This window comes from Acinetobacter silvestris (assembly GCF_002135235.1).
In the GTDB taxonomy this organism is placed as follows: Bacteria; Pseudomonadota; Gammaproteobacteria; order Pseudomonadales; family Moraxellaceae; genus Acinetobacter; species Acinetobacter silvestris.
Genome location: NZ_NEGB01000001.1, coordinates 581,028 through 597,251, shown reverse-complemented (window position 1 = coordinate 597,251; position 16,224 = coordinate 581,028). Strand labels below are relative to the sequence as shown.

Sequence of the window (16,224 nt, the reverse complement as noted above, 5' to 3'; positions counted from 1 at the left end):
ATGCAAATTTCGAGCTTAGAATAATTTTAGTTTAAATTTTCCATTGGTGATTACAATCGCGGCATTTCCATTCTTTGTTGGCTTGCATGAAGGATTGCATGGAAATTTTAAAATCAGGTAGATCACGCCAAAACAAGACACCCGCAATGGCACTAATAATAAAAATGATGACTGTGGCGATTTGCAAAGTTTGACCTGCACCATTACCAAAAATCCACATCGCTATGCTAATGATGACGAGGAGTAAAAGTATAAAAAGTGAAGGGATTAAAAAAACCAGACTTTTCGGTACCACAGGGCGTACAGCCGGTTCACTCGCACTTGCAACAGGTAGAATTTTACGACTTTGGCATTTTGGACATTGGTATTGCATGACAACTCCACAGATCATTTCGATTTAATTCTATAACAATGTGGTCTAAATCTAAAATTTAAAGCAATAAAAAAGCCACTGAATATGTCAGTGGCTTTTTTGAATTTGGCGTCCCTACGGGGATTCGAACCCCGGTTACCGCCGTGAAAGGGCGATGTCCTAGGCCTCTAGACGATAGGGACAGATCGAGGCAACACAGGTAAAACAAAATAACTTGGTGGAGTCAAGGAGGATCGAACTCCTGACCTCTACAATGCCATTGTAGCGCTCTACCAACTGAGCTATAACCCCAGTCTGTGTGAGCGCCATATTAGGGATATTCCGCTCATACGTCAATAAAAAAATTAATTAAGCGTTATCAACTGCATCATTTTTCGGCAATTTTAAGCTTTCATTGAGTTTTTCCCACACTTTCGTTTCTTTTTTACTCGGACCGCCGACAATTTCCAGTGCATGGCGTAAACGAGCAAAGGTTAAATCAGGTCCAATCGTCACCATTGACTGCATCACAGGGGTTGAACTGGTCGAGCCTGCGATCGCAATAAAGAACGTTGGCATAAAGTCACGTAACTTGACTTCCATTTGCGTTGCCAAATCCATCAGAGTTTGGCTAACAGTGTCATTATTCCAAGTGAATAAGCTTTCTAAGCGCCAAATTGCGAATTGTAAGCTTTGACGAACTTGTTCTTCAGACATTTTTTTGCTTTCAAACTGCTCTTTAGACAATTGTGGGAATTGATTAAAGTAGAAGCCGGCCCAATTGACTGCTTCAGACAATAAATTGATACGCGGTTGAATTGCAGCCGCAATGTCTTCCAACATTTTACGGTCGGCTTTCCACGCTAAAAGTGTATTTAACAATTCAGCTGGAGATAAGGCTTTAATCCACTGACCATTCAGCCAGTTGAGTTTTTCCACATCAAAGATTGGGCCACCGAGAGAGACACGTTTGATATCGAAATGTTCAATCATTTCCGACAAAGCAAATTTTTCACTTTCATCCGGCATTGACCAACCCATACGGCCTAAATAGTTCAACAAAGCTTCTGGAAGTACGCCAATGTCTTTGTAGTAATTAATTGAAGTTGGGTTTTTGCGTTTTGATAATTTAGATTTGTCAGGGTTACGCAGCAATGGCATGTGGCAAAGCACAGGCATATCCCAACCAAAATATTGATACAGCAACTGGTGTTTAGGTGCAGAAGGAATCCATTCTTCACCACGAATCACGTGCGTGATTTGCATTAAATGGTCATCGACCACATTGGCTAAATGATAGGTTGGTAAACCATCTGTTTTCAGTAAAATTTGCATGTCGACTTGCGCCCATGGAATTTCTACTTCACCACGCAACATGTCATCGAATTTACATGTACCTTCCGCAGGAATTTTCATACGAATGACATGTGCTTCACCCGCAGCAAGGCGAGTTTGTACTTCTGCTTCAGAAAGCAATAAACCACGACCATCATAACGCGGGCTTTCACCACGAGCTTGCTGCTCGATACGCATTTGATCCAGTTCATCGCTGGTTGCGAAGCAGTAGAAAGCATGCCCTTTTTCAACCAACTCAAGTGCGTATTGCTTATAAATGCCCATACGTTCAGATTGACGGTAAGGTGCATATGGCCCGCCAATATCTGGACCTTCAGACCAGTTTAGGCCTAACCAACGCAATGAATCTAAGATCATTTTTTCAGATTCAGGGGTTGAACGAAGCTGGTCGGTATCTTCAATACGAAGAATAAATTCCCCGCCATGCTGTTTCGCAAAACATAAGTTGAACAGTGCGATATACGCAGTACCTACGTGAGGAAAGCCAGTAGGAGAAGGAGCAATACGAGTACGGACAGTCATAGTCAGATATTATTCAAAATATAAATTTGATCTATTATAACGAAAAAGCCCAAACGCTTAAGGGTTAATTGACCAATAAACGTTTGAGCTGCTAAATTCTCTTGAGGGAGCGAATTTATAAAATAATTTTATGAGCTATGTGGCTGAAACAGTGCTTGTACAAAACGAGAAAAACGTTGATGTTGTGCTGCTAAGAAATTTTGTGTAGGTGCATTATTGATTGCTGTGAGTACTTTAAGTTGATCATTGTCTGAAACGAGTTTGTTATCACCGCGTTTTTGTTGCGCAAGTGCCTTTTCAATCGGTGATTGCTTTTCTGATACTACAGATGAAATCACTTGTTTATGACTATCTTTAATTGCTGCGGCTTGACTCATTTGCGCAAAACAACCTAAGCACAGACTTAATCCAATCACTTTATGAATTTGTATCTTCATGTTCAAATACCTTAAGGCTAGTCATTTTTGTTTTATTAAATTCTTGGCTACATAATAACCTTAAATAATAATATAAACCACAACTTCATCACACTTTTTTACAATTCAATAAAAACTCGAGAAGAAAAGTTGATAATTTGTAATCAACTTTATGATTTTTACAGTTGTAGCAAATAAGTGTGAAGATATAGTGAAGAAGGTTCCTAATAAAGCATTATTTACTCTTTTTTTTAGTCAATTTATTGCTAAATATTGACGATATATGAATATCTAAAACAATGATTTTATAACATTTTATTGTTATATCGATAAGATTGAGTATTTAAAAAAATAAAATTAAAGTGCATTTCAGTTATTAAAGAATAGTGAATGATAATGAACAAAAATATTTTAGTTGCTCTTATTGGTCTGGTGGGGTTTGGAAGCGTAAATAGTTATGCTGCAAAAGAGTTTTTAAACGTTTCCTATGATCCAACCCGTGAGTTTTATCAAGAATATAATAAAAGCTTTGGTGAGTTTTGGAAAAAGCGAACGGGGCAAGAGATTGAGTTTAAGCAATCGCATGGTGGTTCAGGTAAGCAAGCTCGTTCTGTCATCGATGGTTTACAGGCCGATGTTGTGACATTGGCATTGGCCAATGATATCGATGAAATCGTCAGTGCTGGCTTAATTAATCCAAATTGGCAAAAAGAGTTTCTAAATCATTCAGCTCCTTATACATCGACGATCGTTTTTCTTGTTCGTAAGGGAAATCCTAAAAATATTAAAGATTGGAATGATTTGACTAAAAATGGGGTAGAAATTATTACGCCCAATCCTAAAACAGGAGGTGCTCCGCGTTGGATTTATCTCTCTGCGTGGGGATATGCATTAAAGCAAAATGGCGGTACGGATGCTAAGGCACGAGAATTAGTCAAAAAGTTATATAAAAATGTCAAAGTTTTAGATTCAGGTGCTCGCGGTTCTTTAACCACATTTGCAGAGCGTAATATTGGCGATGTTTTATTGTCTTGGGAAAATGAAGCATTATTGGCCACTCAAGGCCCCGACAAAGATAAATATCAAATCATTTATCCTTCGATTTCAATTCTTGCAGAGCCATCCGTCGCAATTGTAGATAAGACGGTAGATAAAGATGGCAATCGGAATCTGGCTAAAGGATATTTGAATTATTTATATTCACCTGTAGGTCAAGAATTGGCAGCGAAGTATAATTTTAGGCCGCGAAACCCACAAGTTGCAGCTAAATATACGGCTAAATTTCCGAAAATAAAGCTTTTTACCATTAATGATGTTTTTGGTGGCTGGGCAAAAGCACAAAAAAACCATTTTGTGGATGGTGCAATTTACGATCAAATTTCTGCTGAAAAATGAGTTTTATGGCTGTTCAAAGACGAGAATAGACAGGGTTCATTATTCATTTTTTTCATAAATAAAGCATAAAAATGTATAAATTGAAAATAAGCTGGATTGGTTGCGTTTTTGTAAATTAAACAAAGAACTATGGTGTTTTTACTGACAAGTAGAGGACATGCATAAAAATTATTGAATTGATGTTTGAGAATGGATTTCATATATTTAACACAATTAAAATCATATATTTGTGCTGAAATGAAAATCAATTTTAAAGCAATATTAAGTACGGCAGTGCTTGTTTCAGGGTTTGTGTTAAGTACAAGCTCTGTGCAAGCGGCTGATCGTGAATTTTTAAACGTATCTTATGATGCGACACGTGAATTTTATGACGAATTTAATAAGTCATTTGGGAGTTATTGGAAACAGCGTACTGGAATTGATGTTAAATTTAAACAATCACATGGTGGTTCAGGTAAACAAGCACGTGCTGTTGTCGATGGCCTAAAAGCTGATGTGGTCACTTTAGCTTTAGCCAATGATATTGATGAAATTGCGAAATCAGGTCAAATTAATCCAGGTTGGCAAAAAGAATTTCCTTATAACTCTGCACCTTATACCTCAACGATTGTGTTTATGGTTCGTAAAGGTAATCCTAAACAAATTAAAGATTGGACTGATTTAACCAAACCAGGTGTACAAATTATTACGCCAAATCCAAAAACGGGTGGTTTGCCACGTTGGATTTATTTGTCTGCTTGGGGCTATGCACTACAACAGCCGGGTGGAAATGATGCGAAAGCACGTGAGTTCGTATCTAAAATGTACCATAACGTTAAAGTGATGGATCCAGCTGCTCGTGCATCAATGACTACTTTTGCTGAACGAGACATTGGTGATGTGTTGTTGACGTGGGAAAATGAAGCGATGATTAGCAAGAAGAGTTTAGGTAATAAGTTTGATATTGTTTATCCTTCAATGTCGATTTTAACTGAACCATCGGTTGCTATTGTCGATAAAACAGTAGATAAAAATGGTAATCAGTGGTTAGCGAAAGGCTATATTAATTATCTATATTCGCCTTTAGGTCAGGATATGGCGGCAAAACATTTTTATCGTCCGCGTAATCCGCAAGTTTTAGCAAAGTATTCTGCACAATTTCCCAAGTTAAAAACCTTTACCATTGATGAAGTGTTTGGTGGTTGGTCAAAGGCACAACAAACACACTTTGTGAATGGTGGTGTTTTTGATCAAATTTATAACGATAAGCGTTAATTTGAATTTGATTACTAAGAAAGCCTCTATTTAGAGGCTTTTTTAGTAATTTTTAAACCTATAAAACGGTTTTCTCTATGAAAAGTAATATTTCCCTACAAAAAGTCATTTGGAGCTTTGCTCAAACAGGGTGATAATGCTCAGTTACATTTTTTGATTGAACTGAATTTTAACTTATGTCTCATATTTCTGTATTACTACATGAAACTGTTGCTGCGCTACTTGCAGATCGCGATACAGGAATTTATATTGATGGGACATTTGGACGTGGTGGACATACGCGTTTATTGCTTTCAAAATTAGATGAAAATGCACGTGTTTATGCATTTGATAAAGATCCTCAAGCCTTGGAAGTTGCGGCGGAATTAGAACAAGAAGATCCAAGATTTAAAATTATTCATGCCAGTTTTGCAGATTTACAACAAGAAATGAATCAATTGGGTATTTATCAAGTTGATGGGGTTATGGCAGATTTAGGTGTTTCCTCACCACAATTGGATCAGGCTGAACGTGGCTTTAGCTTTATGAAAGATGGGCCATTAGATATGCGTATGGACAATTCACAAGGACAGACCGCAGCTGAATGGTTGGTGAATGTGGATGAAGAGCATTTGGCTAATGTGATTTTTCAATATGGCGAAGAGCGTTATAGTCGTCGTATTGCTAAAGCCATTAAAAAAGCAGGTTATATAGAAACCACTGCGCAATTGGCTGAAATTGTAAAAGTTGCCCATCCGAAGTGGGAAAAAAATAAACATGCAGCGACTCGTACTTTCCAAGCGATTCGCATTGAAATCAATAAAGAGCTGGATGATGTGCATGTTTTTTTACCGCAAGCTGTGGGTTTGCTCAAGCCGAATGCACGTTTGGCTGTGATTAGTTTCCATTCGCTGGAAGATCGGATTATTAAGCAATTTATTCAAAAAGAGTCAACGTTGGGTGAAGATATCAGTTGGGGAATGCCACAACAAAGAGAAGATACGCGTCGACTGAAAAAAGTGGATCGTATTCGTGCTAGTGAGGCAGAGGTTAAAGAAAATCCACGTTCACGGAGTGCGTGGTTGAGAGTTGCTGAACGCTTAGAACCTAAAGGCGAAGAATGAAAGAAGAAAATATAGAAAAGAAAAAGAATAAATTAGTGGTCAAAAAAGCACTAGTTTATTCTTTTTTGGTCGGGATCGCTTTGGTCAGCGCCTTCATGGTGGTATTACAAGTTTTTGCATATCGCCATGATTTTCGTGATTTAAATTCTTATATGCGTGAACGTGAGGATATTAATGCGGAATGGGGGCGGCTGCTGATTGAACAGCAAACCTTTGGTGCAACTGCACAAATTGGAACACGTGCAGTGACGCAATTAAGAATGTATTCCCCGCCAGCTGCACAAACAGTTGTCATTTCATTACCCACTGAACCAGAGCAAAAGAAATAAGGCATGCTGTATGGCAGATAAGCAAACCAAACCAACACGACAACCCCGAAAAAAACAGCAGTCAATTACAGAAAAATCGACTATTGCTGTAGAGATGTGGCGTTTTTATTTGATGTGGGGCCTAGTGCTACTGTGCTTTGTCCTACTGGTGGCGCGTGCATTCTATGTGCAGGTTGTAAATAAAGACTTTCTGCAAAATAAAGCCAATGCCAATATTTTAAGAAGTGAAAAAATTAAAGCAATGCGTGGGGTGATTAGTGATCGTCATGGCGTACCTTTGGCGATTAGTACACCGATTATGAAAGTGGTGATTGATCCACGTGAATATTTTGAAACCCAACATGAATTTGAAAAAATAACAGCAGCATTAAAAAAAGAACCGCATAGCCGTAAATTAAAACGTCAATTACCCGATGAAAATTTAAATCTGGATGAACTGGCAGATGCTGTCGGTATTGATCGTGCTGATTTGAAAAAGAAATTAAATGATCGTCCGCGTTCACGTTATTTAGTCTTGAAAAAAGAAGTGCCACCACCGCAGTCTGATTTAATTGTCAAACGTAAGTTTGCAGGCGTATATGCTGAAAAAACCTATAAGCGTTATTACCCGCAGCCGCAACCGAATGCGCAAATTATTGGTTTAACCAATAGTGAAGGCTCAGGTATTGAAGGGCTGGAAATGCAGCTCAACAAACAACTGGCAGGCGAGGATGGTGAGCAAAAAATTTCTCGTGATAAACATGGTAACCGCGTAAAAGTTCCTGAAGTGGTGAAGGAAGTGACTACGGGGGAGAATATCACCCTCAGTATAGATTCACGTTTGCAATATATTATGTATCGTGAATTAACCGCGGTTGGTGTGGCGAATAATGCACGCTCTGCCTCTTCGATTGCCGTTGACGTAAAAACCGGTGAAATCTTAGCGATGGCGAGTTGGCCATCCTACAATCCAAATGATAAGAATGGGTTGCAAAATAAAGATGCTATGCGAAATCGTGGTGCGATTGATATGTTTGAACCTGGTTCGACCATGAAACCGTTCACCATCTCCGCTGGTCTGGAAAGTGGTAAATACACACCAAATACAATCGTGAATACCAGTCCTGGGTCAATGCGTATTGGTAATCATACCATTCGAGATACCCATAATTATGGCTCACTGACTGTCACGGGTGTCATCATTAAATCTTCTAACGTCGGTTCTGCGAAAATAGCTTTATCGATGCCATATTCAACCTTGCCAACCTTCTTTAAGCGTATTGGTTTTGGGCAACGCTCGGCGGTGAAATTCCCCGGTGAGAGTGGTGGTCTGGTTTTACCCCCAAGTAAATGGAACGTTTCCGAAGTCGGTACCATGGCGTATGGTTATGGGATTAATGCCACCATGCTACAGCTGGCACAAGGTTATGCCATGTTAGCGAATCATGGGGTAAAGAATCCACTCAGTCTGTATAAGTTGCAAGAACAACCGAAAGGCGAACAAGTTCTTTCGCCTAAAATTGCAGATGAAGTTTTGTTGATGTTAGAGCAAGTGACCATGCCAGGTGGTACTGCGAAACAAGCCAATATTCCAGGTTATCGTGTCGGTGGTAAAACCGGTACCGCCCATAAATTACGGCCTGATCATCGTGGTTATTCGAATACAGAATATCGTGCTTTATTTGCAGGTGTTGCACCGATTAGCGATCCGCGTTTAGCCATTATTGTGGTAGTGGAAAATCCGCGTGGCCAATACTATGGTGGTTTGGTCGCCGCACCCGTATTTGCAAAAATTATGCAAGAATCATTGCGTTTAATGAACGTTCCTTTAGACAAACCGCTCGAAACGGTAAATGTATCCAAGTAGGAAGATTGTAGTGATTCATTTTCAAGATATTTTTCACCTAGAAAACCCACTGCCTTGGATGTTTGAATCATTTCAGGGCTTTTGCTTAGATAGTCGATATATCCAAGCAGGACAAATTTTTATTGCTTTAAATAGTTATTCTCAACCAGAAAAAATACTGCAATTTGCTCAGTCTGCACTAGAACAAGGTGCTTTGGGGATTGTTAGTGAAACCGAGTTAGCATTGAATCATGTTTTAGTCTGTCCCGACGTTCGTCAGCGGATGGGTGAATGGCAAAAGCATTATTTACAAGCGACCGATCTGGTACCAGCGACTCGAATGCTGGCGGTGACAGGTACTAATGGTAAAACTACGATTACTCGTTTAGTAGCTGAATTACTTACTTTGCGAGATCGAAAATGTGCAGTGATGGGGACGACGGGTAATGGAATTTTACCTCATTTAGAAGCATCGTCACATACCACATTGGATGCTTTACATTTACAAAACTTATTACATGATTTTGCTAAAAAAGGTGCTGAATTTACTGCACTGGAAGCCAGTTCACATGGTTTGGAGCAAGGTCGATTACAGGGTTGTGACATTGAAATTGCAGCTTACAGTAATCTCAGCCGTGATCATCTGGATTATCATGGGACGCTTGAAGTATATGCTGAGGCAAAGTCTCGCTTATTTAAATTTCCATCTCTAAAAGTCGCTGTGATTAATATTGATGATGAACATGCGCATGTGATGTTAGATGCGGCCAGCAGTAATTCAGCCCATCCTAAGATTTTGACCTATTCAACTGCTCAGACAGCCGATTATCAAGTCTTTGGCATTCAATATAGTTTAAATGGTGCAACATTTAGATTAAAAACAGCTCAGGGTGAATTTGAAGTTCAAAGTCCGTTACTGGGTCATTTTAATATTGAAAATCTAGTCGCGAGTTTAATTGTGGCGGAGCAAGCAGGCTTTGACTTAGAGCAATTGATTGCAACTGTGCCTCAGTTACAAGGTGCACCAGGACGGATGCAGGTGATTCGTGATCAGGAGCGTTTATTTGTTATCGATTACGCACATACGCCAGATGCATTGACGCAAGTGCTAAAAACGCTAAAACGCCATGTTGAAAATCAACTTTGGGCAGTATTTGGTTGCGGTGGTAATCGTGATCGTGGCAAGCGACCACTGATGACAAAAGCTGCTTTAGAGCAGGCTAATCCCATAATCATTACTTCAGATAATCCACGTACAGAAGATCCAAAACAGATTTTTGACGATATGAAGCGGGATATCGATTTTAGTCAGCACGATGTGCATGAAATACATGATCGTCGTGAAGCGATTAAATATGCAGTCCAATATGCACAATCTGGCGATATCGTTGTAATTGCTGGTAAAGGGCATGAAAACTATCAAGAAATTGATGGCGTACGCCATTGGTTTGACGATGTGGTTGAGGTACAAGCTGCCATAGATGCACAGCACCATCAACCTCATTCAGCTTATCCCGTGCAGTAGGAACAAGAGATGCATACCTCGACCACCAGTACTGTGCCTTTGGAGCCATGGTCAGCAGAGCAACTTGCTGAGGCGACTCAAGGTCATTGGTATTTAGATCAAGCACCACAAGGTGAAATTAAACGTATTTTGACCGACTCGCGCCAAGCTGAGTTTGGTGATGCATTTTTAGCACTCAAAGGTGAGCGCTTTGATGCACATGATTTTATTCAGCAGGTTGCGAGTCAAGGCTGTCAAATTGCGATTGTCAGTCGACCTATTGATGTCGATATTTGCCAACTCGTGGTTGCCGATACGCGTTTAGCATTGGGTTATTTAGGTGCTTATCGTCGTGCACAGAACACACAATTGAAAGTGATTGCTTTAACGGGGAGTAGTGGCAAAACCACTACCAAAGAAATGCTGGGAAGTATTCTTTCTCGATTAGCTCCCACTCTAATCACACGTGGTAATTTAAATAATGATTTAGGTGTTCCAATGATGTTGCTCGAGCTTCGTGCTGAGCATCGATTTGCTGTCATGGAGTTGGGAGCAAGTCATCAAGGTGAAATTGACTATACCTCAAACTTAGTGCAACCACATGTCGCTGGCATTTTAAATATTGGCACAGCACATTTAGGTGAGTTTGGTGGGCGTGATGGCATTTGTCGCGCTAAATCAGAAATTTATGCCCATGTTGACTCCACGGGAACTTCAATTATTCCTGCACAGGATGATTTTAGCGATGCTATTCGACAAGCCATTCAAACCGAAAAAGTTTTAAGCTTTGGAGGGGGGGGGGGTGTTTATGTGACAGATATTGAGTTGTTGGCTCAATCAACGCGATTTAATTTACATACACCTGAAGCCTCTCATTTCGTCAATTTACCTTTTGCCGGTTTGCATAATGTTCAGAATGCTGAGGCGGCAACGGCATTTGCTTTAGCACTTGGTATCTCTTTGAATGATATTGTGCAAGGGCTGGAAAATGCACAAGGTGCTAAAGGTCGATTGAACTTTATTCAAAAAGGCAATTACGTCTTTATTGATGATACTTATAATGCCAACCCGACTTCAATGCGTGCTGCTGCGGAAGTTCTCGCTCAGCAAACGGGGGTTAAGGTTATGGTTATTGGTGATATTGGTGAACTTGGTCATACGGCGGCACAACAGCATTATATGCTGGGTCGAGATTTAGTTTCTGTTCAAGGCATTAATTTTGTTGTTGCGGTGGGGGAGTTTTCTCCTGCAATTCAAGAAGGTGCTAGAAGCACCCAATATGGGAAAAAATTACAAGCTTTTCTCACGCAAGAACAAGCTTTGCCTCTTTTAATGAGTTTAATTGCAACACATCAACCACAGTCCATGAGTTTCTTATTTAAAGGTTCTCGTTATACCCATATGGAAACGTTGATGGCTGATTTGATGGAGAAAGTTTAATGCTGTTATGGTTGTTTGAACATTTGGCAGGGTATAACAACACCTTTCAGGTGGTTCGATACTTGTCTTTACGTGCATTGTTGAGTGTTTTAACTGCTCTGGCAATTGGATGGGCTTTAGGTCCAGTCATGATTCGTAAATTACAGACTTTGAAATATGGACAGGCCGTGAGTTCATTTGCCCCAGAAAGTCATGCTAAAAAAATGGGTACGCCGACCATGGGGGGGATCTTAATCCTGCTTTCAATTGGGGTGAGTACGCTATTATGGGCAGATTTATCTAATCCTTATGTATGGATTGTGCTTGCTGTAATGGTGATTTTTGGTGCGGTTGGCTGGGCAGATGACTGGATTAAAGTTCGTTATAAAGACAATGCAGGGTTACCCGCACGCAAAAAATTTTTTTGGACTTCAGTCGGTTCTTTAGGTGCAGGTATTGCGTTATATATCATCGCAACACAACAGCCAAATCCTGAGCATACGGCGAATATGCTTGATTTACTGATTCCGGTCTTTAAAAATTTAAGTATTCCTTTGTCCGCGATTCCTTTAGGTATTGGTTTTATTTGCTTTACCTATTTGGTGATTAACGGAGCATCCAATGCTGTTAACTTGACGGATGGTTTAGATGGTTTAGCCATTATGCCAATCGTCTTAGTTGCTGCGGGTTTAGGTGTCTTTGCTTATTTGGCGGGCGATATTCGTTTTGCAACGTATTTGCATATTCCTTATGTCAAATATACCTCTGAGTTGGTGATTGTTTGTGCTGCCATGATTGGCGCTGGTCTGGCATTCCTTTGGTATAATGCGCATCCTGCTCAAGTGTTTATGGGTGATGTTGGTGCATTATCTTTGGGTGCGATGCTCGGTACAATTGCAGTCATGGTACGTCAAGAAATTGTGTTTGCGATTATGGGTGGCGTTTTTGTAGTGGAAGCTATTTCAGTATTCCTACAAATTGGTTCACTGCGTATGCGTAATAAGCGTGTCTTCTTAATGGCACCGCTTCATCATCATTACGAGAAAAAAGGCTGGCGTGAAACTCAAGTGGTGATTCGTTTTTGGATTATTACAATTATGCTGGTAGTTTTAGGTCTAATGACTTTAAAATTGCGTTAAGAAAATGTGATGTAAAAAAGTCGACATGTGTCGGCTTTTTTTATAGCGAATCAATAGGTCTTGGAGAATACTATGAATTTGTTGATGTGTCCGGTATGTCGTGAGGCATTGAGCTTAACGGATCGAACGTGGCGCTGCGTAAACAATCATAGTTATGATGTGGCAAAGCAAGGTTATGTGAATTTGCATGTGGTGCAGCATAAACACAGTAAAAATCCAGGTGATACACTGGAATCTGTAGAGGCACGCCGTCAATTTTTAAGTGCTGGTTTTTATGCGCCATTACAACAGGCGGTGATACAAAAAATACGTGATTTACGCATCGAAAATTTATTGGACATTGGTTGTGGTGAAGGGTATTACACCAATGCGATGCAACAAGAAGTCTTACAATGTGTTGGTGTCGATATTGCTAAAAATGCAGTACAAATAGCTGCCAAGCTGAATAAAGCTGTGACATGGGTGGTCGGTACGGGTGCAATTTTACCCGTTCTGGATAACTCTATTGATCTTTGCAGTAGCTTATTTAGTCCTATCCCGCAACAAGAGATTCTAAGGGTGTTAAAGTCTAAGGCGCACTTACTGGTGGCCACACCTGCACCACAACATCTGTATGCAATGCGTGAAGCTTTGTTTGATGAAGTTAAGCCGCATACCCCACATAAATTTGTGGAGCAATTACAAGATGATTTTGAGTTGGTTGATCAGGATGTTGTTGATTCCGAATTTATTCTGAATCAGATCCAATTAAAGAATTTAATTGCAATGACGCCTTATGCTTATAAAGCTAAACCTGAGAAACGTCTGCTTTTGGAGCAACAAGCACACTTTAATTTAATGGCGAGTTTTCAGATTTATATTTTTCAGAAAAAATAATTGCAATGTATAAAGACACAATAAGAAAGCCATCAGAAGATGGCTTTCTTATTGTGTGAGCTTTTTATTCCACTTGATTAATCAAGCTTTCTAAGCTATCTCTGGCCTCTTTGTGAGAGGCTGAGTTGTTCTGATTCATCGTTGGTGGTGCACCATTGGATGGAGATAAGGTTTTTTCAGTATCAGGTAAATCATCAAAATCATTACTAGATGTATTACGAGGTGCTGTAAGAGGTGCCGGGCGATAAATTGGTCGTGCTAAAGGTGGTGAAGCACGATAATCATCTTTTTGAGACTCGGCTTGAAGTTGACCTCGTTGTTCTCTGGAAATAGGTGCTTTGGCATTTTCATCAAAACGCACCCAAGCTTCTGGCATGCCTTCAAGTGATTTACTCATGAAGTTTACCCAAACAGGTAAAGCTGCAATACCACCATATTCACGACGACCTAAAGTAGTTGGCTGATCAAACCCTACCCAAGTAATGGCAACCAGTTTGCCATTGAAACCTGCAAACCAAGCATCTTTGGCATCATTGGTGGTTCCTGTTTTACCCGCGAGATCATCACGCCCGATTTTAAGTGCTGCACGTCCAGTACCATGCACAATAACATCATGCAAAATATTGGCCATATCAAATGCCGATTGTGATTTTAAAATACGCTGTGCTTGACGGTATTTACTTTGTTCTTCTTTAGAGAGCAGGGCAGACTTTGTATCTGTAACAGTTTGATTGGTTAGCTGAATGACTTCATCATCAGGTGTCGTCGTTTCATTTTTAGGTTCAATGGCATCATCTTTCTGATTAATACAAGGGATACAGGCATATTCAGGATTGGCTTCGTAAATCACTTTGCCATAGGCATCTTCAATACGAGTAATAAAATGCGGTTGAATACGATAACCACCATTGGCAATGGTTGAATAACCCGTCGCCATTTGTACCGGTAAAACTTGTGGTGTACCTAAGGCAATGGTGAAATTGCGTGGTATTTGGTCTTCTTGCAGGCCGAAATCCATCAGTAATTGACGGGCACGTTCGATACCGACACTTTGTAATAAGCGCACCGAAACTGTATTGCGAGATAAATATAAAGCGCGACGCAGAGGAATCATGCCGAGATAGCGGCCATCTGAATTTTTTGGTGTCCATTTCCCAATCGTGATAGGGCTATCATTTACCATTGAATAAGGGGTTAGACCTCTTTCAAGCGCTAATGCGTAAATGAAAGGTTTAATGGTTGAACCAGGTTGACGCCAGCCTTGTAGTGCTCGGTTAAATTTAGATTGGTAAAAATTATATCCACCGACCACAGCAATGATTGCGCCGTCATTCGGATTCATTGCAATTAATTGACCTTGGACTTTAGGAATTTGCACTAATGCCCATGCCGTTTTTTCAGGATTTGGGCGCAGACGGACAATATCTTTCACTTTTACAATTTGTGCAGCATTTTTGGGTGTTTCACCGACACTATTGGCATTACGATAAGGCCGAGCCCATGACATTCCTGACCAAGGTACTGTTATTTTAGAGCCGTCTTGCATTAAAGCGTCAAAGCTGTCGCTATTGACTTTAATCACTTCAGCTGGATAAGTGTTGGCATAGGCAATAAACTGGTTTAATGGTTTATCATGCGCCTCAGCACCACGCCAACCATGACGACGATCATATTCTTCTAAGCCTTTTTGTACAGAGTCTTCGGCATAAGCTTGGCGTTTGCTATCAATGGTGGTGTAGACTTTGTATCCAGAATCAACGGCAAGCTCACCAAATTTTTCGACCAGTTCAGAGCGAACCATTTCGCCGACATAGGGGTATTTATTGCTGATACCTCTGTCTGGCATATTTAAACTAACAGGTTCAGCAACAGCTTTTTGGTACTCTGGTTGATTGATGTAGCCGAGTTGTAACATGCGACCTAGAATCCAGTTGCGACGCTCTAAAGCACGCTCAGGGTTCACGACAGGGTTATATTTTGAGGGTGCTTTTGGTAGACCCGCAATCATCGCCATTTGCGCTGTACTGAGTTGGTCTAAATTGCGGTCATAATAAATTTTTGCAGCTGCTGCGATGCCATAGGCATTTTTACCTAAGAAAATTTTATTGACGTATAACGTTAAAATGTCTTCTTTTGATAAGTTTTGTTCGATTTTACGTGCTAGAAAGACTTCTGTTAATTTGCGTTTTAGAGTTCGCTCTGAAGATAAATAATAGTTTTTCGCGACCTGCATGGTGATGGTTGAGCCACCCGTTTGCACATTAGAGCCAGTAACACTTTCACTGACTGCTCGTCCTAGACCTTTAAAACTAATACCACTATGCTCAAAAAATGAAGAATCTTCGGCCGCTAAAAAAGCATGAATAAACGTTGGCGGAATTTGCTTATATTCGACAGGCACAGAAAGTTTGCCACCATATTCTGCAATCAGTTGGTTATCGGCAGTATAAACTTGCAACGGTTTTAGTAATGGCGCTTTTTTCAAAGCGCTCATTTCTGGCAATGATGGGGCAATATAGAGATACATGCCATAAAAGCCCATAGGTATTGCGATTAAGGTAATAATAATCAGCAAAAAAAAGGGATGAATATAACCTAAACGAGATAGCTTTTTCATAACAAGTAAGTTTTAATAAGAGCTAATGGCAAACTAATTAATGGTCAGTATAGCTTTTCATTTGACGGATTGTTAGATGGGATATTGTATCTGTGAAAAAATTAAGACTTATCCTAT

At 40.1% G+C, this 16,224-nt stretch carries 13 protein-coding genes and 2 tRNA genes; 9 read left to right on the top strand and 6 right to left on the bottom strand.

Going from position 1 to position 16,224, the window contains the following annotated elements; genetic code table 11:
• Positions 1-31 precede the first annotated feature (31 nt).
• The 5 genes from B9T28_RS02845 to B9T28_RS02825 form a co-directional block, all read right to left on the bottom strand.
• Entirely contained in the window at positions 32-373 is a 342-nt protein-coding gene (locus tag B9T28_RS02845) for a hypothetical protein (protein ID WP_086202426.1), read from the bottom strand.
• A gap of 106 nt (positions 374-479) precedes the next feature.
• Positions 480-555 (bottom strand) — tRNA-Glu (locus tag B9T28_RS02840).
• A 33-nt stretch (positions 556-588) separates the two neighbouring features.
• Positions 589-664 (bottom strand) — tRNA-Ala (locus tag B9T28_RS02835).
• 57 nt (positions 665-721) lie between these two features.
• On the bottom strand, positions 722-2,230 hold the full coding sequence (gene gltX / locus B9T28_RS02830; protein WP_086202425.1) for a glutamate--tRNA ligase: 1,509 nt from the start codon (positions 2,228-2,230) through the stop codon (positions 722-724).
• A gap of 128 nt (positions 2,231-2,358) precedes the next feature.
• Positions 2,359-2,667: a hypothetical protein gene (locus B9T28_RS02825; protein WP_086202424.1), complete on the bottom strand. Its 309-nt coding sequence runs from the start codon at positions 2,665-2,667 to the stop codon at positions 2,359-2,361.
• Positions 2,668-3,042: 375 nt separating this feature from the next.
• Between B9T28_RS02825 and B9T28_RS02820 the strand changes: the two genes are divergently transcribed.
• The 9 genes from B9T28_RS02820 (at position 3,043) to B9T28_RS02780 (ending at position 13,490) form a co-directional block, all read left to right on the top strand.
• Positions 3,043-4,041, top strand: coding sequence for a sulfate ABC transporter substrate-binding protein (locus tag B9T28_RS02820; RefSeq protein WP_086202423.1), 999 nt, complete (start codon positions 3,043-3,045; stop codon positions 4,039-4,041).
• Between the two features lie 237 nt (positions 4,042-4,278).
• The gene (locus tag B9T28_RS02815) at positions 4,279-5,295 is read left to right on the top strand and encodes a sulfate ABC transporter substrate-binding protein (RefSeq protein WP_086202567.1); all 1,017 of its coding nucleotides are present in this window, start codon (positions 4,279-4,281) and stop codon (positions 5,293-5,295) included.
• Between the two features lie 176 nt (positions 5,296-5,471).
• Entirely contained in the window at positions 5,472-6,398 is a 927-nt protein-coding gene (rsmH, locus tag B9T28_RS02810; protein ID WP_086202422.1) for a 16S rRNA (cytosine(1402)-N(4))-methyltransferase RsmH, read from the top strand.
• Entirely contained in the window at positions 6,395-6,727 is a 333-nt protein-coding gene (ftsL, locus tag B9T28_RS02805) for a cell division protein FtsL (RefSeq protein WP_086202421.1), read from the top strand. The genes rsmH and ftsL overlap by 4 nt, the downstream gene beginning before the upstream one ends.
• Before the next feature lie 10 nt (positions 6,728-6,737).
• Positions 6,738-8,573: a penicillin-binding protein PBP3 gene (gene ftsI, locus B9T28_RS02800; protein ID WP_086202420.1), complete on the top strand. Its 1,836-nt coding sequence runs from the start codon at positions 6,738-6,740 to the stop codon at positions 8,571-8,573.
• Positions 8,574-8,631: 58 nt separating this feature from the next.
• Positions 8,632-10,077 carry a UDP-N-acetylmuramoyl-L-alanyl-D-glutamate--2,6-diaminopimelate ligase gene (locus B9T28_RS02795; protein WP_252053440.1) on the top strand — a complete coding sequence of 482 codons (1,446 nt, stop codon included), beginning with the start codon at positions 8,632-8,634 and terminating at the stop codon, positions 10,075-10,077.
• Between the two features lie 9 nt (positions 10,078-10,086).
• Complete coding sequence (locus tag B9T28_RS02790; RefSeq protein WP_086202418.1) at positions 10,087-11,496, top strand: UDP-N-acetylmuramoyl-tripeptide--D-alanyl-D-alanine ligase; 1,410 nt, start codon at positions 10,087-10,089, stop codon at positions 11,494-11,496.
• Positions 11,496-12,614, top strand: coding sequence for a phospho-N-acetylmuramoyl-pentapeptide-transferase (gene mraY, locus B9T28_RS02785; protein WP_086202417.1), 1,119 nt, complete (start codon positions 11,496-11,498; stop codon positions 12,612-12,614). The genes B9T28_RS02790 and mraY overlap by 1 nt, the downstream gene beginning before the upstream one ends.
• A gap of 72 nt (positions 12,615-12,686) precedes the next feature.
• On the top strand, positions 12,687-13,490 hold the full coding sequence (locus B9T28_RS02780) for a putative RNA methyltransferase (protein WP_086202416.1): 804 nt from the start codon (positions 12,687-12,689) through the stop codon (positions 13,488-13,490).
• A gap of 64 nt (positions 13,491-13,554) precedes the next feature.
• Here the strand turns inward: B9T28_RS02780 and ponA are convergent, their stop codons facing one another.
• The gene (ponA, locus tag B9T28_RS02775; RefSeq protein WP_086202415.1) at positions 13,555-16,107 is read right to left on the bottom strand and encodes a penicillin-binding protein PBP1a; all 2,553 of its coding nucleotides are present in this window, start codon (positions 16,105-16,107) and stop codon (positions 13,555-13,557) included.
• Positions 16,108-16,224: the final 117 nt, after the last annotated feature.